We start from the raw sequence: 22,235 nt of genomic DNA on the forward strand, positions 1-22,235 counted from the left end.
CGTTCATTCTGAATCGAAATGTCGCTCTAAATTTCTGTTTTATCGCGTTTTTTCACGCTTTACCGGCATCCACTTGAGCGAAAACGCTCTAAGTTCAGGGGGCGTCAGTCGGCCACCTTTTCCAGATAGGTTTCCGAGCGCATTTCTTCGAGGCGCGACACGGTGCGCTCGAATTCGAACGCGCCATCGCCGGCCGGATAGAGCGCGGCCGGTTCGGCAGCGGCCAGAACGACCAGCTTGGTATTGGCTTCGTAAAGCGCGTCGATCAGGGTGACGAAGCGGCGCGCTTCATTGCGCTTTTCCGGCCCCAGTTGCGGAATGTGGTCGATAAAGACGGTGGTGAAGCGCTCGGCAATGGCCAGATAGTCCGCCGGTCCGTTATTTTCGGCGCACAGTTCGGCAAAGCTGGCGCGCAGCAGCGGGCCACAGGTGCGTTTCAGCGTCAGCTTGCGTTCATTGACGCTCAGCGTGGTGGCGACCGCCTTGCCCGGTCCGACCATGTCGCGCCACAAGGCATCATAGGCCGCTTCGGACGCCGCATCGTCCGGCGTGAAATAGACGCGCGCCCCTCTCAGGCGATCCAGCCGGAAGTCCTTTGGGCCCCTGACTTCGTGCACGGTCATTTTGGTGCGGATCATGTCGATGAAGGGCACGAACAGGTCGCGGTTGAGGCCGTTCTTGTATAGGGCTTCCGGGGCGCGGTTGGACGTGATGACGATGGTCACCTTCTGCGCGAACAGGGCCTCAAACAGCCGCCCGAGAATCATGGCGTCGGCAATATCCGTGACCTGAAGCTCATCGAAACACAGCAGCTTCGACTCTTTGGCGATGAGTCGGGCCACCGGTGCGACCGGGTCATCGCCCTTCGATGTGCCGAAGACCAACTGACGTTCCTTCGCATCGCTCTGACGCCAGACCTGCACCAGTTCGTGCACCTTGGCCATGAAGGCGTGGAAGTGGATGCGGCGTTTGGGCTCAAACGCCACGTGCTCGTAGAAGAGGTCCATCAGCATGGACTTGCCGCGTCCCGGCTGCCCCCACAGGTACAGGCCATAACAATGCGCCCCGCCGAACAGGCCCTGCCAGAAGCCGGTGCTGTCACGCAAGGTGCGTTCCAGCCGTGCCAGAGCCTCCACCGCCTCGGCCTGACCCGGATCGGCGGTAATCTGGCGAGATTTCACCAGGTTTCTATAAGCGGATTTGACGGCACCGGGCATGAAGGACTGAGGGCTGGCTTCGAGGATTTGGCGCCAACTTAGCAGAGAAGCGTGATCGGGCGATTAAAAAATGCTGCAACCGCGTTATTGAAGGCGCAACGAAATCTGTTTGGCGACCTGTATGCCGTGTGCCGCAGAGGTGGTGACGCAGGGATGCCAGTAGTCTGTGACGTCGCCGCAGGCCCACAGGCCGGGGGTGGCCGTTTCGCCGTGGCGATCGACCTCGACATAGCCTTTGGCGTTGCACACCGACAGACCGTGCGGCACATGGGCCTCAAAGCCGTACATTACCCCGAAGGCGTCGAAAGGTTCACCGTTGACGCTCAGTCGGTCCTGATCTGCCGCATAGGGCCCGATGCGGATGTCGGCCTGCGGGATCATCTGTTGCAACAGAGGCTGGGCGCGTAAGCGCGAGCGACTGAAGATCGTCACCTTCGCCGCGCCGCGTTGCAGAACAAAACGCGCCTGATCGAAGGCATTATCCCCGCCGCCCAGAATGGCGATGCGCTGACCCTCGACCCTGAGCGCTTCCATCGGATGCCCCGGACCGATGGCGACATTCGGGGACGGGCGGAAGGGACCGGCGGCGGGTCGGGTACCGGTCGCCAGCACCAGATGACAGGCGCGGAAGCTCTGGTCTTTGGTGATGACCGTGAACCCGTCCGCCGTTTCAACGCGGGTAACGGCGGTGTTCAGCCGATGCGGCACCCCTCCTGCCACGATATGGGCGTGAAGCGCGGCGGCGACCGCTTCGCCGGTGCGGCCCTGCACCCCTGGGATCCAAAGGTTTTCATAAGGGCTCAGTCTTTGCAGCCCGCCCAGCCGGTCTGAGGCCTCGATCAGCAAGGTGTTCACCCCCAGCTTGTGCAGCCACAAGGCGCAGGCGCAGCCTGCCGGGCCACCACCGATAATGAGCGCGGGCAGGGAGGAGCTAGGGGAGGTGGCAGGATCGGACATGTTTCCATAAACCGCTCCGATGTCCCGATGGCAAGCGCCTTGCAAGAAAATTACACGATTGGCCAAAGCGCCGACCGCCCCCATATAGAGGGTGTGTAACAATGGGACATCTTTCGTGAGGCATCGCTGAACCTGTCCCGAAATTTTGAGGAACCGCTATGAGACTTCTTTGCGTAGATGACAATTCCACCGTCTGCCGGATGCTCGATACCCTCCTGACGTCGAGCGGCATGGATGTGGACTTCGCCACCAATGGACGCGAGGCGGTGGAGGCTTACGAAGAGTCCGAATACGACGCCATCCTCATGGATATCGAATTGCCGGTACTGTCCGGCATAGAAGCGGTGCGCGAAATCCGTCAGATTGAACAGGGGCACAACCTGAACCCGACGCCGATACTGTTCCTTACTGGCCATCCACACGGTCAGGTCCGAGAGGCCGGGCAGACCGTCGGCGGTGACGGCGTGCTGGCCAAGCCGTTCACGCCCGAGGCCCTTCTGTCGGCGCTAGACCGTATCCGTCATATGCCGAAAGCGCCCTATTATCCGGGCGGCATGGCGGCGCACGCCTGAAATAATCTCAAAAGAAACCAGCAAATCAGTCAGGCTTCACATAAGTCTGACTGAGTTGAGGGCACAGAAAAAAAGACGTTTTCCCTTCTGGCTTTCTCTGATAAGGCACGCGCCACCGGCGCGATGCCTTTTTGTTTATTTGCGCCAGCCTCACTCAGTTTTGGAGTTTTCCGATGACCTATCGTGTCGCCGTTGTCGGCGCCACCGGCGCTGTTGGCCGTGAGATGCTTGCCATCCTCGAAGAGGTGGATTTTCCGATCAAGGACATCTACGCCGTGGCGTCGCGCAAATCGTTGGGCGTTGAGGTGAGCTTTGCCAACCGCACCCTGCGTTGCGAAGACCTTGAGCAGTTCGATTTCTCCAAGGTCGATATCGTGCTGATGTCGGCCGGTGGTGACGTGTCGAAGGCATGGTCGGAAAAGATCGGCAAGCAAGGTCCGATCGTTATCGATAACTCGTCGGCCTGGCGCATGGACCCGGATGTGCCGCTGATCGTGCCGGAAGTGAACCCGGACGCCGTCTGGGACTGCAAGAAGAAAAACATCATCGCCAACCCCAACTGCTCGACCATTCAGATGGTGGTAGCGCTGAAGCCGTTGCACGACGCGGCTCGAATCAAGCGCGTCGTCGTCTCGACCTATCAGTCGGTGGCCGGGGCCGGTAAGGCCGGTATGGATGAGCTGTGGGATCAGACCAAGGCCGTCTATGGCCTTGGCGAAACGGAGCCTAAAAAGTTCACCAAGCCCATCGCCTTCAACGTCATTCCGCATATTGACGTCTTCATGGAAGACGGTCAGACCAAGGAAGAGTGGAAGATGAAGGTCGAGACGAAGAAAATTCTCGACCCCGATATCGAAGTCTTCGCCACCTGCGTGCGCGTGCCGGTGTTTGTCGGTCACTCCGAATCGATCAATGTCGAGTTCGAAAACCCGCTGGATGAGGCTGAGGCACGCGAAATCCTGCGCGAAGCCCCCGGCATCGCCGTGGTCGATAAGCGCGAAAACGGCGGGTACGTGACGCCGAAGGAGTGTGTCGGGGAATTTGACACCTTCATTTCGCGCCTGCGCAACGATCCGTCCGTGCCGAACGGTCTCGCCTTCTGGTGCGTCTCGGACAATCTGCGCAAAGGTGCGGCGCTGAATGCCGTGCAGATCGCACAGCTTCTCGACGAACGCGGGGTTATCACGCCAGTCACAGCCTAAAGATCACTAACGCAAAGTGATCCTTTTGACCGGCGGACCCCCAGGGTTCCGCCGGTTTTTTCGTTGCTGACACGCCCTGTCGTCTCTATTCCCTGTCCTGTTTCGCACGAAACATCTTTTTGATCGGATATGTCATGTCCACCGCACAGCCCGCGGCCCCGTCACCTTCGTTTTTCGCTTCGCCCATCGGTCTGGCCATACTGTGCTATGCCGTTTGGGGCTTTGCGCCGCTCGTCTATCTGCCGATGAAAGACTTTGGCGCTGGCGCTTTGGAGATCATGGCGCACCGATCGGTATGGGCGCTGATCTGGTCGGGCGGACTGGTGATGATCACCCGACAATTTCCGGAAGTGCTGACCATCTTCCGCACACCGAAGGTGGCGTTGACCCTGCTGGTAGCGGCGCTGATGATCGCTATTAACTGGGGCGTCTTTGTGTGGGCCGTGACCAACCACCACACCATCGAGTCGGCGCTGGGCTATTATCTCAACCCGCTGCTGAACATGGCGGCGGGGGCGATCCTGTTTAAGGAGCGCCTTGATAACTGGGGCAAGGCGGCCATCGGTCTGGCCATCGTCGGGGTAGGGATTCAGGCTTTGGCTCTGGGCCACATTCCCTACATCGCGCTCACTCTGGCCCTGTCCTTTGCCACCTATGGCATCATCCGCAAGCAACTGGCCGTGTCGGCTCTGGCCGGGCTGTTTGTCGAATGCGTCTTCTTGTTTGTGCCGTCGATCATTTATCTGGTGTGGTTCGAAGGGACGGGGCAGGGGCACTTCTTCGGCGGCCTGTCGCACGCCTTTTGGTTCGCCCTGACAGGACCCGTGACGGTCCTGCCGCTGTTTCTGTTTTCCTACGTGGCGCGTCGCCTGCCGCTTTCGACCATGGGCTTTATTCAGTTCATGGCCCCGACCATCGCCTTCATGATCGGCCTGTTTCAGGGCGAGTTGTTCACGCCGTTGCGGGCCCTGTCCTTCGCCTTTATCTGGTTCGGCGCAGGGGTGTTTGCCTTTGGGGCGTGGCGTCGCGCCAGACAGATGCGGGTGGGGTAGAGCGGGAGATCCCCCTCCCCCCATTCCGTCGGTATCCCCCTGATATCAGGGGGGACGCTTAGTTTAGCGCTGCGTACACCTCATTGATCAGCCCGACAGGACGAGGATCGCCGATCAGGTAGTGTGACTGACGGTTCATCACATAGGCGATGCTGAGGCGCTTGTCTGGGTCGGCCATCACGCACGACCCGCCCCAGCCCGAATGACCGACGGCGCGGGCATTGGGGCCATAGATGCCGACGCCACGATTGCGCAGGAAACCCGCGCCCCACGACAGGTCGAACGGCAGGACGCGGTCGCGCCCGAAAACACGCTCCTTGGTGGCGTCGTTCAGCGTCTTTTCCGACAGCAGCGCCTGTCCCATCAGCGTGCCGCCATTGGCCACCACCTGCATCAGCAGGGCCAGAGCCTCCGCCGTGGCGTGGCCATTGGCCGACGGGATTTCCATGCGTCGCCAGTCGGCCGAACCGCGGCCGGCCGGAGAGGAGCCCTTGTCGAGGAAAGCGGCCTGTTTGATCGCATCAAGCGGGCCGAGGTCCGGGGCGCGCGTCGGTTTCCACATTTCCGAGATACGGGAAAATTCGCCGTCCGGCGTGCCGATCATCAGGTCAAGCCCGAACGGCGTGGCGATGTCTTCGCGCAGCGCGGTTCCCAGCGTGCGCCCGTCGGCGCGACGGAAGATTTCCCCCAGCAGATAGCCGATGGTAATGGGATGATAGCCCGAGCCTTCGCCCGGCGTCCATAACGGGGCCTGATCGCACAGGGCCTCAAGCAGGGCTGGAATATCGAACCAGGTGGTGGGGTCAATCGGCGGGCTGAACCCCGATAGGCCGCCCTGATGCGAGATCAGTTGCCCCAGCGTGATGTTCTCCTTGCCCTTACGGCCAAACTCCGGCCACAGCACCGAAACCTTATAGGCGTAGTCGAGCTTCCCCTGATCGACCAGCCGCGCGATCATCAGGGCGGTCACGGCCTTGGTAGAGGAAAAGATCGGCGTCAGGGTAGTGTCCGTAAAGGGCTCAGTGCCTTCGCGGTTTTTCACCCCGCCCCAAAGGTCGAGAATGACCTCATCCGCCTGCACTACCGTAAAACGCGCGCCTTTTTCACTGAGGCCGTCCGGTCCTTCGGCAAAATTCCGGGCAAAGCGGTCCTTGACAGCGGCGAAGCGGGCGGGGGCGGTGCCAAAGATTTCGGTCATGGGCGTGACTCCGGAACAGATGCCGTTCACCTATAGGCGCAGCGCTCTCGCGGGGCAACCGATCTGCAAACGATAGCGTTAACAGCCGTGTGGCCGCTGCCGCAAAAAGGCCACAATTCGCCGCACCCTTGCGCTCACACTCAAGGAGATGCCCCATGTCTGCTCGCCCCTTACTGTTGGCCGCCGCTGCCGCCCTCACCGTAAGCCTGTCGGGTCAGGCCTTCGCCCACGAAGGCCACGACCATCACGAAGCCCACGCCAAGGCCCCGGATGCGGCGCTGAAAGCCGCCATCGACGGCGCGTGGCGCACGCCGGAAAACAAGGCGCGCGATCAGTACCGCCACCCGGCGGAGGCCCTGGCCTTCTGGGGTCTCAAGCCCGGCGCCGATATTGTCGAATTCTATCCCGGTGCCAAAGGCTGGTGGACGGAAATCCTGGCCCCCTACGCCCATAAGACCAAGGGGCGCTACACGGGCGTGATGAACAACACCAATGATGCGGCCTTCTGGGCCGAGGTGGCGGACAAGTCGATTTATGGTGAGGTCAGTGCCTCCACGCTCGACGCCCTGCCGGCGGGTAAGGCCGATCTGGTGCTGATCGCGCGCGCCTTCCACAACTGGGCCCGTCAGGACGGGGCGACCGAGCGTCATCTGGAAGCCGCGTTCAAGGCGCTGAAGCCCGGCGGCATTCTGGCGGTCGAACAGCATCGCGCGACGGAAGGCTCAGACCCCAAGGCCGGGACGGGCTATGTGCCGGAAAGCTATGTCATCGACGCCGCAAAAAAGGCAGGCTTCGTGCTGGTGGGCAAGAGCGAGATCAATGCCAATCCGAAGGACGATCACGACCATCCGTTTGGCGTGTGGACGCTGAAACCCATCCGCAACAGCGGCAAGGGCGACGCCGCCCTGACGCCCGAACAACGCGCCGCGTTTGACGCGATTGGCGAATCCGACCGCATGACGCTGAAATTCAGGAAGCCGTAACGGCAGACAGCCGTTTCTCATTGACCATTTTCAGCAATTCCGCTGCCGCCATCGCGTCCGACAGGGCGCGATGGTGATTTTTTAGTTCAATGCCAAATTCACGCGATAGCGGTGCGAGACCGTAGGCCGCCAGCCCCGGAAAGTGCCGTCGCATTGAGGCGACGGTGCACAGTTTGGGATAGCGGAAAGGTCGTTCCAGCCGCCTGTATTCGGCCGACAGGAAGCCGTAGTCGAAATTGACATTGTGGGCGACGAAGACCGTACCTTTCAGAAAGGCGTCGAAGGCGTCGGCGATGTCGACAAAGCGTGGCGCGTCCCTGACCATCTCATTGCTGATACCGGTCAGTTCGGTAATAAAGGCGGGGATGCGGCGTTCGGGATTGATGAGGCTCTGCCAGGTGTCGATGATCTCGCCATTGCGGATTTTCACCGCGCCGATCTCGGTGACGCGCTCATAGGCCGCCTGTCCCCCGGTGGTTTCGATATCGACCACCGTATAGACCTGATCCGGGTCGGGTCGGAAGGCGACGCGCACTATCCCGGCTTCAAACCCGGCCTGACGCAAAAGGTTGAGCCGCGCCAGTTGATGTCGGCGCACCTGATCGCCTTCGGCCTTGACCTCTATAAATCGGACGCTGTCGGGACCAATCAGCAGCAGGTCGGGAAAGCCGTCGCGTAAGCTTTGAAAATCGCTGCACAAGCCGGCAATGATGTCGCGCACCGCTTTGGACGGCGCAACGTTCAGAAAGTCGTGCATCAAATCACCCAAGCCCGGCCACCAGCCGAAGACACCATTCTCACGGCCTTCACAGCGGGCGAGGGTGGCCGCGATCAGCGGCCAGCTGCGGCCTGTTTCCAGCGCGGCCAGACGCTCGGCCACGACGTGCGGGAACAAGGCTGCGAAGCGATTGTCTTTCAAGGCCTGTGGCATCCAGTCGAATTCCGAGGCCAGTGATCCGGGCTGCTCGAACAGTTCGTCCCAGAACAGCAGACCGAACAGGGCGGGCCACAGGCCGTTTTCGACGTGGTAGGCCGTCCAGCCCTGTGCTTCGTAATGGCGGATGGCCGCCAGTTCCGGCAGGCCGCGATAGAGGTCGTCGGCGCTGATCTCTTCGCCGTCGCGAAGCAGGTCGGTAAACGCACTGGTGCGCTTCTTGCCGAACTTGCGGCGGTAAAAGTCGTCGGCGAACAGGAAGGCCTCATCGTGCGCCGGGGCGTCGAGCATGGACTCCAGCAGGGCCAGCACGCGCTCTGTCTCGCCCCGCCCGTGCAGCAACCGGATGGTGCGTTCCTGACTCTCGAACAGGCCCGATTGCGCGTAAAAGCCAATGGCCTGATCCGTGTCCTTCTGCCGCTCAAAGAAACGCCCCAGATCGTGCATCAGCCGGTCGCGCAGCCCTTCGACGAAGGGCGTCGTCGCTTCTGGCAAAAGGCCCGCCTGTTCGGCCAGTCGCTGATAATCCTCCGGCGTCGCACTTTTCAGAGACTTCAGGGCCTGCGTGTAGGCATGGCCGCCCAGCGCTTCCTCGCGGCTGATGAAGCGCGCCTGATAGGCGGCCTGTCCCCGCACCGACACAACGCCGAGATCACGCAGGGTAAAGGCGGTCAGATTGTCGCTTAGCTTGCCGAAATAGAGGTAGAGCAGAAAGGCGACGGTCTCGCGGTGCCCCGGCACCCACGTCGTGTGCGAAAAAGCGGCGGAAAAATCGTCAAACGGCAGACCCGCTTCGACGGCTCGCGCCACCTGCGCCTTCGACCATTGGCGCGACACAGCGATATCGTGGTCGCGCGCTATCTGCTCCAGCATGGGGCGCGTCAGGGTGTCGAGCCAGGCCCGATAATCCGCGGCGGACGCGTGACGCGCGAAGCCAGACTCCGCCAACTCCTCCAGCCGCCATTCGATCTCGCTAATTTCCGCATAGACCAGGTCGGCAACGCTGAAGACCGGCCGCTTGCGGTTCGACATACGGATAAATAGGCACTGGGCTTCAAGGGTTAGCCCCTCAAAGGCGGCAATAAAGGCGTGCTCGCTTTCGCCCAGCACCGTCGCATAGACCTCCCGCACAAAGGCCAGCATTTCGCTGAAATGGGCGTGGTAATAGGTCGGGGGCAGAACGGGAAAACGCGACATGATTGACCTCTGAAGGCGCTGTCACGTTCCTTATATGTTCCCGTCGTGCGGCGCAAGCCTCGAGGGGCAATGCCTACTTCTTGTGCATCATATCCATGACGTTCAATATCGCCGGACCCAGAATGACGACAAAAAGAACGGGCAAGAAAAAGACGATCATCGGCACGGTCAACTGCGCTGGCAGGGCTGCGGCCTTCTTTTCTGCGGCCGACAGGCGCAGTTCGCGGTTTTCCTTGGCCATAACGCGCAGAGCGGTGCCCAGCGGCGTGCCGTATTTTTCAGCCTGAATCATGGCGGTACAGACTGATTTGATACCCGGATAGTTGGTCCGGCGCGCCAGCCCTTCATAGGCCATGCGGCGTTCGGGCAGATAAGACAGTTCCGCCACCAAAAGCGACAGCTCTTCGGCCAGTTCGATCGACGCCGAACCGATTTCCTGCGACACCTTTTGCAGGGCGGCTTCGATCGACATACCGGCTTCGACGCAGATCAGAAGCAGGTCCAGCGCATCGGGGAAAGCAGTGACGATGGAGGCGCGGCGCTTGGAGGCGGCGTTGCTTATGTAAATGTTGGGCGCATAATAGCCCGCGACGAACATGGCGACGCAGATCAGGATCTTAATATTAGGCGGCTGACCGAAATCGTTGACCACATAGATATAAAAGGTCGCAAACGCCCCCATGACGAAGGGCATCAGGAATCGGAAGAAGTAAAAGGTTGTCACCGGCTTGGGGCCACGAAAACCGGCCATAGCTAGATTATCGACTACCTTAGGGTCTTCGAGCAGGGTCTTCAGATTTAGGCGGTCTACGATGCGCTTATAAAGGCTCTCGTCGGTCTGGCGCAGGCCGCTGTTCTGGCCCGGCTGAGCTAGGGTCTGACGTGCCTGACGTCGCAGTTCTTCACGCCGTTGCGCGACGGCTTTCATGCGTTTGTCGAGTTGCTCACCGGAGACGGAGGAGCGTAGGAGTGTGAGCACTGCAAGAAAAGATAGAACGGCGACCAAGACTGCAATCAAGTTGGCCGGTTGCATCAGAGTGTAGGCAAGCTCTTTCATGATGTTATCACCATGAAAGACTCACTTTTTTTGGCGGGGCGTGTCTGAGTTTTCATGGAAAAATCATTTCGCCTAAATCTTGAAATTAATCATCTTGCGCATCATCAGGATGCCGCAAAGCATCCAAACTGCACCGCCCAGCAGCATAATATTGCCCCTAGGGTCTGTTAGCAGAGTTGACATGTAAACGGGGTTCGTTAGGTAAATCATCAACCCCACGCCGGGTGGAAGTACCCCAATAATGCTCGCAGAAGCTATGGCTTCGCCGGACAAAGCTTTTACCTTCTCCCGCATCATGCGTCTTGAACGTAGGACGTTAGAGAGGTTGCCCAGCGCTTCGGCCAGATTACCCCCGGTTTTTTGCTGAATGGCGATGACGATGGTGAAAAAGCGCAGTTCCGGCGTCGGCATTCGCTCACACATCTTTTCCAACGACAAATCCAATCCCATTCCTATGGAAATATTTTCGTTTAAGCGCTGGAACTCTGGACCCAGCGGCGCCGGAAGTTCTTTGGCGATCACCTTCAAGCCATCATAAACAGGTAAGCCCGACTTTATGCCGCGCACTAGAATGTCGATAGCGTCGGCAAAACTGGCCGTAAATTTTGTCGTCCGCCGTTTTGCTAAAAACGAGAGCCACCAACGTGGAGCACCGTAACCGAAGGCGAACCCAGCGCCGAGCGCGGCTAAAGGCATGCGGCTAAAAATCAAGACGGCAATCGATGCGACCAAGCCTAATGCGATTGACCAAATCCAAAAGGTTTTGACATTTGGGGCTAAACCCGCATGTTGCAGACGAGCGGTAAGAGACAGACGGGCCTTGCGCTCCCGCTGCTCGGACTCTTTCAGTTGCAGCATGATCTGCTTGCGCCGCTCTTCAGGCGTCTTGCTTACGGCGCCGCGCTGGCCCTTGCGACGGGCAGCAGTGCCTGCCCCTACAGCGATAGCCTGAGCGCGTTTGGCCGCGACCTCAGAGCCGCCGCCGCTGGTCAGGACAAAGCCCACCGAGGCTAGAACCACAAAGCTTAGGAATGCGATCAGGATGATCGTCATGGGCGTTCCCCCGAACCCGATGTGTTAAGGCGAGGGCTATTCTGCGGCATCGAGTGCCTCCGCCAGTTCGCGCTCCAGACCATAATAGCGGGCGCGGTCCCAGAAGCGGGGACGACCGATACCGGTCGAACGGTGGCGACCGATGATCTTACCTTCCTTGTTCTCACCCTCGATCTCGTACAGGAACAGGTCCTGGGTGATGATTACATCGCCTTCGAGACCCAGAACCTCGGTAATGTGGGTGATGCGCCGCGAACCGTCGCGAAGACGGGCGGCCTGAACAATGATGTCAACAGACCCCACGATCATTTCGCGGATAGTTCGCGAGGGCAGGCCGTAGCCGCCCATAGTAATCATGGATTCCAGACGCGAAATGGCTTCGCGAGGGGTATTGGCGTGCAGGGTTCCCATCGAACCGTCGTGACCGGTGTTCATGGCCTGCAGGAGGTCGAAGGCCTCCGGGCCACGCACTTCGCCGACGATGATGCGTTCGGGACGCATCCGCAGACAGTTTTTGACCAGATCGCGCATAGTGATCGCGCCCTGACCTTCCAAATTCGGCGGACGGGTTTCCAGACGCACCACATGCGGCTGCTGAAGTTGCAGTTCGGCGGCGTCTTCGCAGGTAATGACGCGCTCGGTGGGGTCGATGAATGCGGTCATTGTGTTGAGCAGCGTCGTCTTGCCCGAACCGGTACCGCCGGAGATCAACACGTTACAGCGAGACGCCCCGATAACGCCCAGCACCCGCGCGCCTTCCGGGCTGATGGAGCCGAACTCCACCAGGTTGCGCATGGTCAGCTTGTCCTTTTTGAACTTCCGGATGGTAAGCGTCGGGCCATCCAGCGCCAATGGCGGCGCGATGACGTTGACGCGCGACCCGTCCGGCAGGCGGGCGTCGCAGATGGGCGAGCTTTCATCAACACGGCGGCCGACCTGAGACACGATGCGCTGACAGATATTCATCAGTTGCGCGTTGTCGCGGAAGCGCACGTTGGTCAGTTGTACCTTGCCGGAGACTTCGATGAAGACGCGGCCCGCGCCGTTGACCATGATATCCGCAATATCATCGCGCGCCAGCAGCGGCTCCAGTGGCCCGTAGCCCAGAACGTCATTGATGATGTCCTGAACGAGCGCGTCCTGCTCGACTATGGACATGGAGACGTTCTTGATCGTCACCAGTTCGGAGACGATATCGCGGATTTCCTCCGCCGCCGCCTTCTGATCCAGTTGCGCGAGTTGCGATAGATCGATTGTATTCAGAAGCGCGTTGAATATTGCCGTTTTGGTGGCGTGGTAATAATCGGACTGCTCACGGACAATCTCGGTAACCGCCTGCGCCTTGTGCATCTGATCAAGCCCGGCAGCCAGTTTGCCTCCCTTGGCGGCAGGCTTGTCGGTACTGCGGCGATCTTCGTTTGCGCGCGGCGCATCCGCTACACCCTGCGGCCGTGTGGCAATATCGCCGCCCGGCTTTGCAGGGGGCGGCGCGCCCTTGATGTCCTTAGCCTTTTCCGCGGACGCACTCGCTCCGCTCAAGGCCTGCGGGCGCATCTGCGCGGCAGCCTGTGCGCCCGGCGAAGGTGCGGTCGCGCGCGGTGCGGCACCGAAGCCTGCGGGCGTACCCGATGAGTCCGTGGGGCGCTTTCCGAACACCTAATGGCCTCACTTCTTCTTCGGGAAAAATTTCCCGATCAAAGAGGAAGAGGCGGCCTTCTTCTTCGTTTCCGGTGCCCGTCCCGTAATGGTGGCCGTCAAGGTCAAAAGCGCCTCGTGGGCCTTGGAGGCGGGGGCGCATTCAGCGATCATCTGACCATTATTGGCCGCCTGGCCGAAGGTCTTGGCATCGAAGGCGATGGTGCAGACCGGGGCGACGCCCAGAGCCGCCGTGAAATCCTTAACCGGTATTTCCGGGCGGCCTGGCATATCGACTTGGTTGAGGACAACGCGCGGCGGATTGTCATTCGGCCGGAAAGACTTGAGTAGTTCGATCAGGTTCTTGGCATTGCGCAGTGACGCCAGATCGGGCGTCGCGACAATCACCACCTCGTCGGCGGCGATCAGGCATTTTTTGAGCCACGGCGTCCATATGTGAGGCAGATCCATCACGATAAACGGTGCAACTGAGCGCACCTTGCGCGTCACCTCTTCAAAGGCTTGCTCGTCTGCTAGATAGTCCTGGTCGAGCGAAGCCGGAGCGGAGAACAATGACAAACGCTCGGTGCAACGCGTCAGCATCCGATCGAGCAGTACCGGATCAAGGCGTTCCGGCTCATTGAGCGCGTCCGCCATGCCTTGCAGCGGGTCCTGATTGAAGTCGAGGCCGGCGGTGCCAAAGGGTAGGTCATAATCAGCGATGACCGTATTAGCCTGCATGACTTCCGACAGGCTGTGCGCGAAATTATGCGCCAACACCGATGAACCCGCCCCGCCGCGTGCGCCGATAAAGGCGATGGCACGACCTACGAAAGGCGTTTCCGGATCGTTGAACAGGGTGGCAATTGACTTGATCAGTTGCAGCGGTTTGACCGGTGCCACCATATACTCCGACACACCCTGACGGATCAGTTCGCGGTACAAAGAAATGTCGTTGTGCGCCCCGATGACCACCACCTTGGTGTTGGTGTCGCACACTTCGGCCAGACGGCCGAGCTGCTCCAGCAGGCCGTGGGCCGTCTGGCTGGACTCCACGATCAGGAGCGAAGGCGTGGGTTCATGCTGATAGGCGGCGATGGCTTCTTCGATGCCGCCGCGACGCACGAGGGATTGGGCACGTGCCATGCGTCGGTCCAGTGCCGCGGTATCGCAGGCCTGGAGCGTCGTGTCATTTTCGGGGAAGAAGTGAATGCCAATGCGCGGGATCGACACCGCGCCCAGTTCGTCGCCCATAAGTTCGGACACACCCACTTCTGCACCCGAGAACCCCGCAGTAGTCAAGGCCTGACGCGTGAGGCCTGAGGGAGGTGTTAGCGGTTGCAGGTCATCATCTGGCAGATCTTCAAAGGGATCGTTGAGGTCAATAGCATCTGCTGCTTCATAGTTCTGTGTGAAGCTGTCGTCGGCATCGTCGAAATCTTCGAATGGATCAGGCTGTCTGGCTTGAGAGGACATGGACGATCTCACTTGAGGGCCTGGGCGATATCGCTCTTGGCGGCTTCATCTTTTGCCGCCGAAGTGACTTCACCCTTGCGATACTTGTCGATGATGACGCTGCGGCGCCCGGCATCGCCCGGAACCGCCGGTTGAGGACCCGCGATGTCGCGTGGATCGTCGATCTGCGAGGCCAAATTGGCATTAAGGGCGCAACCCATATTCTGCGGCATAGCGTTATGTCGGGTGGCCGTCAGGTTTTCCCAGTCGAGATTACATGCCGTCACCGAAGCCCGGTATTCATGCGTGATCAGACTGACCACATCGGCAGGCTGATTGTCGGCGGTTGTTTGTGTCACGACATTGGGGCTGACCTGATGGTCGTTGAGATAGGCGCGAATGGCTGATCCGGCGCGCAGGGCATCGGGCGTATTGGCAGTTAGAATGGTGATGTCCATCGCTCCGCCACCGTTCCAGCTGGCTTTATGCGCCAGTTGCTCAAGTGCGCGTCGCTGACTGTCGGACAGGCCACTTTGGGGGTGAATCTTGAAATGCAGAGAGTCACTGCGCGACTCCGCCGTCATCGGATATTGGTCGAGCGGCGTTACGGCCTGAGATTGCGGTGTCGGAGGTGCGTCGGTGGCGCACCCCGAAAGCAGGGCCGCACCAAGGAGCAGGGCGGTGAGTCGCAAGGGGGCCTGGCGGTTCATGAGCATGTCGCGGGTTCCTATTCGATCACATAGCCAATGGGGGCCTTATAGCTTCCGGCCGGTGGCGGCGCCTCGGCAACTTCTCCGCGCTTGGCGCGTACGGATTTATTCAGGCGGCCGAGAAAGACGGATTCGAGGTCCGAGGCGACCTGGAAGTTGTCGGCGGGCGTCTGGAAGGTATCCGGAGATTTGGCCGAGACAATGTAGGGGGTAACGATGACGACCATTTCCGTCTGCTGATCAAGGAAGTCGCGCGAACGGAACAGTGCCCCCAGCACCGGGATCGTGGTCATACCCGGCAAAGAGTCCACGCTTTGCTTATATTTCGATTGCAACAGGCCGGCAATCATCAGCGCGCCGCCGGACGGTAGTTCGACTGTCGTTTCAGCACGGCGCACCGACAGTCCGGGAATAGTGAAGGTGTTATCAAGCGAGAAGGCACCTGTATTGACGACTTCCGAGACTTCGGTCGAAAGTTTCAGCGAAATCGTGCCATTCGAGAGGACCACAGGGGTAAAGCCCAGACCGACGCCGTAGGTCTTAAATTCTACGGTGATGCGGCCTTGCGCATCCTTGGCAACTGGAACGGGGAACTCCCCCCCGGCCAGAAACTTGGCTGATTCGCCGGAAACGGCGGTGAGATTAGGCTCTGCCAGTGTTCTGACCAGACCGACGCGCTCGAAGGCCTGAAGCGAGGCCGACAAAAGCTTGTCTTTATACCCAATCTGCATGCCGCCTAGGGATTTGCCATTGGTGCCATAGGTCGGAGTGTTTTCAATGCCGTATTGGACTTCACCGGTTTGACCGGACAGGCCGTTGAAGTTGAACCCCAGTTGCTTGATCGAGGATTTCTCGATCTCGACAATGCGCACCTTAAGGCTGACCTGATCCTTACCGGCAATGGCCAGCATGTTAATGATGTTTTCTGGCTTTTCCGCAAAGGCTACGGACAAGCGCTGAATAGCCTCGGATTCGCTGGCGCTCGACACTACACCCGACAGGATGACATAGCCATTAACGCTCTGCACCTCGACATCCGACTGCGGATAGAGCTTGCGCACGGTATCGGACAACTGATCGGTCGATACGCCTACCCGGACCTGAAGGTTGAGAATCTGGCGACCGGCGGAATCAAAGAAGATGGCGTCCGACTGACCGGCCGCGACGCCCAGCACAAAGATGCGGCGTGGCGTGCGCAGAACGGCATCGGCAACCGCGGGATTGGACACGAAGACATCGGCGGCATCCACCGGTAGGTCGATGACCGCTGAGCGCCCCTTGGCCAGATTAAGCACCTGCGTGCGCAGGCCGGAGGTCTGGGTCTGGACCGTCATGCCGCCGCCAACGGCGCTGTAAGGCTTCGGCGCGGCCTGAACGCCGGTAGCCGCCAGAGTGCTGATCAGCAAGCCGGCGGCAAAAGCGGTGAGGGCTGGACGGGGCCGGGCCATGTCAAAATGTCTCTTCATCGAAACTCTCATCGGGTTACCGGCACATCCGTGCCCTGGCCGTTGCGATAGACGACAACCTTGTTACCTGCGCCTGAAGCTGTCCCCGCGCGGCCGGACGGCCCTCCAGCATCGGCATAGGAACGCAACATCAGTGATAGCGGCCCCTGCGCCTTGGCCTGCGCCAGAGCCTCTCCCTCATCCGGGCGGACCTCCAAAGTGGCGGTTGCACCGATGACCGATGGCTGGTCAGACTTGGCTTCGACCGTCTGGTCGACGGCCAAAACCTTGACGTTTCGCAGGACCGGTTTGGCCACGTGAGACGTCTGACCGTTGGTTTGAACTTCTGTCGAAACCACTATATCGACGCGGTCGCCAGGTAGGATAAAGCCACCCGCCGTGCTTTCGACGGTGACCGGCACGGCCATGGCGCGCATGCCGGGCGCCAGCATGACAGCCATAAAGCCTCCAGCGTCAGCGCGCACGACCTTGCGCGCGACGATCGGTTCGTTGGCAAGCATCTCTTCGCGGACAACCCCGCCCAGAACGGCATCCATACCGCGCGTCGGGTTCAGCGCCTTATCGGCGGCCTCGGCCACCTTTGCCGCGCCTGCCTGGACATTTTTTTCGAGCGCCTTGTCTTCAGAAGACTTGGCTTCGATGGGGGCGACAGGCGTCACGGGCTTGTCGGTAAAATATCCCTCGCTGATACCGTCCTGCGGCCACGTCTTCCAGCTCAGATCGGCTTCAGCGATGCGTTCACCGACTTTCAGATGACGCGCCGCGACCAGCACCTTGACCGTTGGTGCCTCGGCGGTGACTTTTTGTGGGGCATTCGCGCCAGCAGAGTTGCTACCGCCGATCATACCGCGCACGACCAGTGCCAGAAGTATCGCCGCAATCGCGGCGATGCCGACTACGACAAAACGTGACGCCTTCATGGAGAGTCCCTTCAATGCCCCGGCGGCGTTCTGGCGCGCGCGGAAAGCCAGTCAATTGGCAATTGCCATGAATCTTGGCTTAACGGTGGTTAACGGGAGCCTAAGGAAACGTGAGAAACGGGTAAAATTGTCCGGATGCCAGGTAGCAATCGGTCTACGTCGCTAGCTTATTTAGAAGCTGCCAAAGATCGCTGCTCGGGATCGACAGTAAGCCGCCCACGCAGATCGCGACACCATAGGGGATATCACCTTTAGGTTCTAAGAGCGTCTGTATCCACTCCGGTAGAGTTGGTGTGTAGATTTGCAGAGACTGTCGCGCGAGTAAAAGTATTAGGGTGAACGCTCCACCTGCTATTGCTGTATATGTGAGAAACGGCACCAGGCCTCCGAGTCCAAACCATAAGGTGCTCGCCGCAAGGAGCTTTGCGTCACCACCACCGATCACTCGAAAAGCGAACCCTGCAAAACCAACGAATAGTGCTGCCACGGCGAGGCCAACGTGAACAAGGATGTCACTAGGGTCGAGGCTTAACAGTACGGCAACAGGGAAAAAGCTCGCCGATAAGATAAGATTTAATCGGTTTGGGATTGTCATAGTCCGTAAATCACTGGCTGCCGCCCAAATAAGGCACACGGGTAGGGCTAAACCAAACAACATCGGAATGGCTGCAGGGTGCATATATATCTCGGAAACTATGGCTTGTGCTGCAGGTTAGCATCAGCTTGGTTAACATTGTCTTCTAGCGGACGCTGAATTGCACTCGTTTGAGCGAAGGGAGGAATGCCCCTTAATTTACGCTTCCGATCTTTTCGGAAATGGTCGTGTAGAGAACTGTGAAGCTATCGCCCCAAGCTTTGAAGGCTGTCAATAGCCCCATCACCAAGAGAGCGCCTAGGAGCGCATACTCGACAGCTGTGGCGCCGGTCTCGTCAGAAATAAAGTCGCGTAGCTTAAGCATTCCTATCTCCAACGAAAAAAGACCACAGGCCGAAGCCTGTGGCCCTGGGTAGATTGAGGGCGAACCCAGAATCTTTATTGCGGCATCGCAGTCGAGATTTTCGTGAAGGTGCCTTGAATCTTGCCCGACAGAGTGGTGAGCACGGTCACGAGTGCGACGGCAATCAGAGCGGCGATCAGGCCGTATTCGATGGCGGTGGCGCCCGACTCGTCGTTGGCAAAGTTCTTGATGAGGTTGGTCATGAGAGTCTCCATTAGAGTAGTATGCTAAGCAAGTGAGTTGTAACTTCGGACCGGGGTGGTGAGTTGCTTGGCTCACTTGCTCCCGAACACGTTTTCAGAATATGGGCTCACAATTAATACGAAGTAAATTTTGCAATCTCTGGGTAATTTTTCTATAGTTAATAGATGTTTACTGTAAATTCTCGTTAAGGTTAATTCTTTTAAACGACATTGAATATTGAATTTTCATATCAATTTTTCCGATTAATATTGCGTTTAGCATTTTTAAACATCTGTTGTTTACCTGTGTTTCTAACCTGAATCTCACATTCCTGAGATAGGCTGGGGGTTGCGCCGGGGGCACAACCGTTCCGGTCTCTTTCAATCGGAGGCAACGATGACCAAAATGATGATGAAAAGCGGTCTTTTGTTTTTGATGGCCCTATGGTCTTCGGGGGCAGCGGAGGCCGCCAGCAGGATTGTGATTGAGAAAAACCATAGTGCCAGAGTGGTTTTGCCGGCATCCGCTGGATCTGTCGTTGTTGGTAATCCTGATATAGCCGATGTGACCGTCGTCGACTCTCGCACGCTTTATATTATAGGGCGAGGATTTGGCAGATCTTCCGTTTCTGTCACCGATGGTGCCGGGCGCAATATTTTCGATGCCGATGTGATGGTCGGCACCCCTGTCGAAGGGGGGGTCACGGTCTTCAAGGGACTGAAGTCAACGACCCTGATCTGCGGGCGTACCTGTATTGAGCAGACTGAAGGCATGCAGTCTTCAACGCAAGCGACCTCTGTTGCGCCGGCTGCTCCTGCCAACTGATAGCAGAAAAACTTAACTGCCTGTTGACTCACATTGTCTAGAATGTACCCAACATTCTTGTATGGGACCAAACAGGTGCGAAATCTACGCAACATTTCTACAAGGTGTTGGCCGCGTCGCCGACCGTGTTTGTGGCGCAATCGAGATGGTGCAACCGCCGTTGAGTTTGCACTGATAGCCTTCCCATTTTTCGGCCTTGTCATGGGTTGCATCGAGCTTGCAATTGTTCTGGTTGCCGGTGTGTCTCTTGATTTGGCTACAGCCAAAGTCTCTCGCGAAATCCGAACGGGTTTGGTGAGCAAGCCTGTTAGCGCGAATGAGTTCATTGCCAAAACGTGCGCGGAAATGGCTTGGCTGGGGTCAGATTGTACGGTGAAACTGCGCGTCGACGTTAGAACCTTCGACTCGTTTAAACTGGTCAATCAGGCGCCCGAAATAATTGTAAACGGCCAATTTCAGAACACATCCTATCAGGCGGGAGATGGCACCAAAATCCAGCTCGTGAGAGCGTACTATCCATGGAAGGTTTTTAGCCCGTTTCTACAACCGGGTTTCACGGCACTCAGCAGCGGAGAAATGGTCATTACCTCGAGTGTTGTTTTTAGGAATGAGCCTTTCTGATGCTGATCCAAATACAAAAACGCTTAAGATCATGTGCCCGTTCAAACCGTGGGACAGCGGCGGTAGAGTTTGCAATACTCGCGCCTCTTCTGATTATCATTTACTGGGGCTTAGCTGACCTTGCCATTGGAATGACTGCGAATAGGAAAGCCGCTCATCTCACGGCCACGATGGGTGATCTGGTTGCGCAATCTGAAAGTGTCACAACCGACAATGTGAATGATATATTTGAATTGGGTAGCAGCTTACTTAAGCCGTTCCCGGCTGGAACTAAGCTTCAGATAAGAATATCAAGTGTCACCCGAGACAGTGTAACGCAGATTATAAAAAAGGATTGGGATCAGCGTCGGAATTGGCAGGGGACTGGTGACGTCGACGTGAGTGGGTTGACTACCGACCAGTTGCCTGTCGGAGAAAGCCTAATAATTACAGAAGTTGTGTACGATTTCACGCCTCCAATTGCACAGTTCTTGCCGGTAAATACGACGTTTAAGAAGAAGGCATTCCACCACCCGCGTTCGGGTTCGTACATCCCGCTAAAGTGAGGGCTAAAGCCCTTGCTCCAGCACGCGCCGGAACAGGGACAGCTTGGTTTCGGTTTCGCGCCGTTCGTCGGCCGGGACGGAATCGGCGACGATGCCGCCGCCGGCACTGACTCTCAACTGCCATTTGCCCTGTGGATTGCGTTCAAAAGCCGCGGTGCGGATCAGCACATTGGAATCCATCGCGCCCGATGCATCGACCCAGAACAGCGACCCACAATAGGGACCGCGCGGCGCTTCCAGCGCCTGAATGACCTTCATCGCCTGCACCTTCGGAGCGCCGGAAATCGACCCGGGCGGGAAGGTGGCCATCAGGACGTCGGCGGGCGTGTATCCTGCCTTCAGTTGCGCTGTCACGACCGACACCAGGTGGTGGACGTTCGGGTAGGATTCCAGCGCATTCAGGGCCTCAACCCGAACTGATCCGACCTTTGCCACTTTCGACAGGTCGTGCCGCATCAGATCGACGATCATCAGGTTTTCAGCGCGGTCCTTGTCACTGTTCATAAGATCCTGACCGAGGGCCGCGTCGGCTTGTGGCGTGTGCCCGCGCGGGCGCGTCCCCTTTATCGGTCGGGTTTCCATGCGTCCGTCGGCGTCTAGTCGGATAAAGCGCTCGGGGCTGTTCGACACGACGGCGCGCTCACCGAAGCGCACGAAGGCTCCGAAGGGACTGGCACCGGCTTCGCTCAAGGCCTGCAAAACCTGCTCAGGGGTCACGCCAGACTTCAATGCCCCACGCCAGCCTCGCGCCAGATTGGCCTGAAACAAATCGCCGGCGTGAATTTTCCCCACCAACGTCCCCACCTTGGTCTCAAAATCTGCGTCCGGCGTTTCGCTGATCAGTGGCGCGTCCATCAGGGCGGCGGGTTGTGGGCCGGAGGCTGCGGTCTCGGTCTGCGCTGCCAGGGCCTCCGCTCGCTGACGCGCCTCCTCCGGTGTCGTCCCGCGTCCCAGAACCAGACACCGCTTCTGATGCAGATCGAAGGCCAGAACCGCAGAAAAGCGCATCAGCACCAGTTCAGGCCACGCGTCCTGTCCCAGATGAAAGGCGCGCTTCGCCAGGTTCTCCAGCCGTGGCCCCAGTTCAAACCCGGCCAGCCCGATCAGGCCGCCAGTGAAGGGCGGCCGGTCTCCCGGATCGTCGGCGTGGATAACTGTATCGCACAGAACCTGCGTGCAGGCGCAGCGAAGCACCTCTTCCGGTCGGCGCGTGTCGTCGAAGGCGAACACCTCCGTCTCATCGGGGGCCAGGCATAGCCACGACCAGCGCCCCAGCGCTCCGCCATCGGACAGGAAACCCGCGCATTGATCCGATGTCAGCACAGTCCCGAAAAAGGTTTCGGGGGGCTGGTAAGGCAGACAGAGACTGTGCAGATACTCAGGCGGGGCGGGGGTCATCATTGTTCACGGCGGGCGGGCTCAACTCTCACGGCAACTTGATTCGCCCGTTAAGCC

Annotated in this window: 21 protein-coding genes; 7 read left to right on the plus strand and 14 right to left on the minus strand. The window is 58.9% G+C overall.

From position 1 onward, the window contains the following. Positions 1-104: 104 nt before the first annotated feature. The gene (gene zapE, locus PQU94_RS02730; protein WP_272739946.1) at positions 105-1,217 is read right to left on the minus strand and encodes a cell division protein ZapE; all 1,113 of its coding nucleotides are present in this window, start codon (positions 1,215-1,217) and stop codon (positions 105-107) included. Between the two features lie 84 nt (positions 1,218-1,301). Beyond that, positions 1,302-2,174 (minus strand): NAD(P)/FAD-dependent oxidoreductase, encoded by an 873-nt coding sequence (locus PQU94_RS02735; RefSeq protein ID WP_272739947.1) that lies wholly within the window; start codon positions 2,172-2,174, stop codon positions 1,302-1,304. A gap of 158 nt (positions 2,175-2,332) precedes the next feature. Between PQU94_RS02735 and PQU94_RS02740 the strand changes: the two genes are divergently transcribed. From PQU94_RS02740 to rarD, 3 genes are all read left to right on the plus strand, one after another. Then, complete coding sequence (locus tag PQU94_RS02740) at positions 2,333-2,746, plus strand: response regulator (RefSeq protein ID WP_272739948.1); 414 nt, start codon at positions 2,333-2,335, stop codon at positions 2,744-2,746. 173 nt (positions 2,747-2,919) lie between these two features. Then, positions 2,920-3,948, plus strand: a complete 1,029-nt coding sequence (locus PQU94_RS02745; protein ID WP_272739949.1) for an aspartate-semialdehyde dehydrogenase — start codon at positions 2,920-2,922, stop codon at positions 3,946-3,948. 134 nt (positions 3,949-4,082) lie between these two features. Continuing rightward, positions 4,083-5,000, plus strand: coding sequence for an EamA family transporter RarD (gene rarD, locus PQU94_RS02750; RefSeq protein ID WP_272739950.1), 918 nt, complete (start codon positions 4,083-4,085; stop codon positions 4,998-5,000). A gap of 58 nt (positions 5,001-5,058) precedes the next feature. Here the strand turns inward: rarD and PQU94_RS02755 are convergent, their stop codons facing one another. Next, positions 5,059-6,198, minus strand: a complete 1,140-nt coding sequence (locus PQU94_RS02755) for a serine hydrolase domain-containing protein (protein ID WP_272739951.1) — start codon at positions 6,196-6,198, stop codon at positions 5,059-5,061. 155 nt (positions 6,199-6,353) lie between these two features. Here PQU94_RS02755 and PQU94_RS02760 point away from each other — a divergent pair, with 155 nt between their 5' ends. After that, positions 6,354-7,181 carry a class I SAM-dependent methyltransferase gene (locus PQU94_RS02760; RefSeq protein ID WP_272739952.1) on the plus strand — a complete coding sequence of 276 codons (828 nt, stop codon included), beginning with the start codon at positions 6,354-6,356 and terminating at the stop codon, positions 7,179-7,181. On the opposite strand, the gene PQU94_RS02765 is transcribed toward PQU94_RS02760, so the two are convergent. The 10 genes from PQU94_RS02765 to PQU94_RS02810 all read right to left on the minus strand — a co-directional run bounded on the left by PQU94_RS02765 (position 7,168) and on the right by PQU94_RS02810 (position 18,809). Next, positions 7,168-9,312 (minus strand): exonuclease domain-containing protein, encoded by a 2,145-nt coding sequence (locus tag PQU94_RS02765; protein WP_272739953.1) that lies wholly within the window; start codon positions 9,310-9,312, stop codon positions 7,168-7,170. The genes PQU94_RS02760 and PQU94_RS02765 overlap by 14 nt on opposite strands. A gap of 73 nt (positions 9,313-9,385) precedes the next feature. After that, entirely contained in the window at positions 9,386-10,369 is a 984-nt protein-coding gene (locus tag PQU94_RS02770) for a type II secretion system F family protein (RefSeq protein ID WP_272739954.1), read from the minus strand. A gap of 72 nt (positions 10,370-10,441) precedes the next feature. Next, positions 10,442-11,422: a type II secretion system F family protein gene (locus PQU94_RS02775; protein ID WP_272739955.1), complete on the minus strand. Its 981-nt coding sequence runs from the start codon at positions 11,420-11,422 to the stop codon at positions 10,442-10,444. Positions 11,423-11,458: 36 nt separating this feature from the next. Continuing rightward, on the minus strand, positions 11,459-13,078 hold the full coding sequence (locus PQU94_RS02780) for a TadA family conjugal transfer-associated ATPase (protein WP_272739956.1): 1,620 nt from the start codon (positions 13,076-13,078) through the stop codon (positions 11,459-11,461). Positions 13,079-13,087: 9 nt separating this feature from the next. Then, complete coding sequence (locus PQU94_RS02785; protein WP_272739957.1) at positions 13,088-14,533, minus strand: CpaE/TadZ family protein; 1,446 nt, start codon at positions 14,531-14,533, stop codon at positions 13,088-13,090. A gap of 8 nt (positions 14,534-14,541) precedes the next feature. Beyond that, positions 14,542-15,228, minus strand: a complete 687-nt coding sequence (locus PQU94_RS02790) for a CpaD family pilus assembly protein (RefSeq protein WP_272739958.1) — start codon at positions 15,226-15,228, stop codon at positions 14,542-14,544. A gap of 11 nt (positions 15,229-15,239) precedes the next feature. Then, the gene (locus tag PQU94_RS02795) at positions 15,240-16,670 is read right to left on the minus strand and encodes a type II and III secretion system protein family protein (RefSeq protein WP_272739959.1); all 1,431 of its coding nucleotides are present in this window, start codon (positions 16,668-16,670) and stop codon (positions 15,240-15,242) included. A gap of 26 nt (positions 16,671-16,696) precedes the next feature. Next, the gene (gene cpaB / locus PQU94_RS02800) at positions 16,697-17,608 is read right to left on the minus strand and encodes a Flp pilus assembly protein CpaB (protein ID WP_272739960.1); all 912 of its coding nucleotides are present in this window, start codon (positions 17,606-17,608) and stop codon (positions 16,697-16,699) included. A 154-nt stretch (positions 17,609-17,762) separates the two neighbouring features. Then, positions 17,763-18,287, minus strand: coding sequence for an A24 family peptidase (locus PQU94_RS02805; RefSeq protein ID WP_368407054.1), 525 nt, complete (start codon positions 18,285-18,287; stop codon positions 17,763-17,765). Positions 18,288-18,641: 354 nt separating this feature from the next. Continuing rightward, complete coding sequence (locus PQU94_RS02810) at positions 18,642-18,809, minus strand: Flp family type IVb pilin (RefSeq protein ID WP_272739961.1); 168 nt, start codon at positions 18,807-18,809, stop codon at positions 18,642-18,644. 376 nt (positions 18,810-19,185) lie between these two features. Here PQU94_RS02810 and PQU94_RS02815 point away from each other — a divergent pair, with 376 nt between their 5' ends. The 3 genes from PQU94_RS02815 (at position 19,186) to PQU94_RS02825 (ending at position 20,780) form a co-directional block, all read left to right on the plus strand. Beyond that, on the plus strand, positions 19,186-19,614 hold the full coding sequence (locus PQU94_RS02815) for a pilus assembly protein N-terminal domain-containing protein (protein ID WP_272739962.1): 429 nt from the start codon (positions 19,186-19,188) through the stop codon (positions 19,612-19,614). Between the two features lie 129 nt (positions 19,615-19,743). Further along, positions 19,744-20,235, plus strand: coding sequence for a TadE/TadG family type IV pilus assembly protein (locus tag PQU94_RS02820; protein WP_272739963.1), 492 nt, complete (start codon positions 19,744-19,746; stop codon positions 20,233-20,235). Next, on the plus strand, positions 20,235-20,780 hold the full coding sequence (locus tag PQU94_RS02825) for a TadE/TadG family type IV pilus assembly protein (RefSeq protein WP_272739964.1): 546 nt from the start codon (positions 20,235-20,237) through the stop codon (positions 20,778-20,780). Before PQU94_RS02820 ends, PQU94_RS02825 begins: the two co-directional genes overlap by 1 nt. A 3-nt stretch (positions 20,781-20,783) precedes the next feature. Here the strand turns inward: PQU94_RS02825 and PQU94_RS02830 are convergent, their stop codons facing one another. Next, entirely contained in the window at positions 20,784-22,181 is a 1,398-nt protein-coding gene (locus tag PQU94_RS02830; protein WP_272739965.1) for an anthranilate synthase component I family protein, read from the minus strand. Positions 22,182-22,235: the final 54 nt, after the last annotated feature.

It is taken from the genome of Asticcacaulis currens (genome assembly GCF_028550395.1).
GTDB lineage: Bacteria > Pseudomonadota > Alphaproteobacteria > Caulobacterales > Caulobacteraceae > Asticcacaulis > Asticcacaulis currens.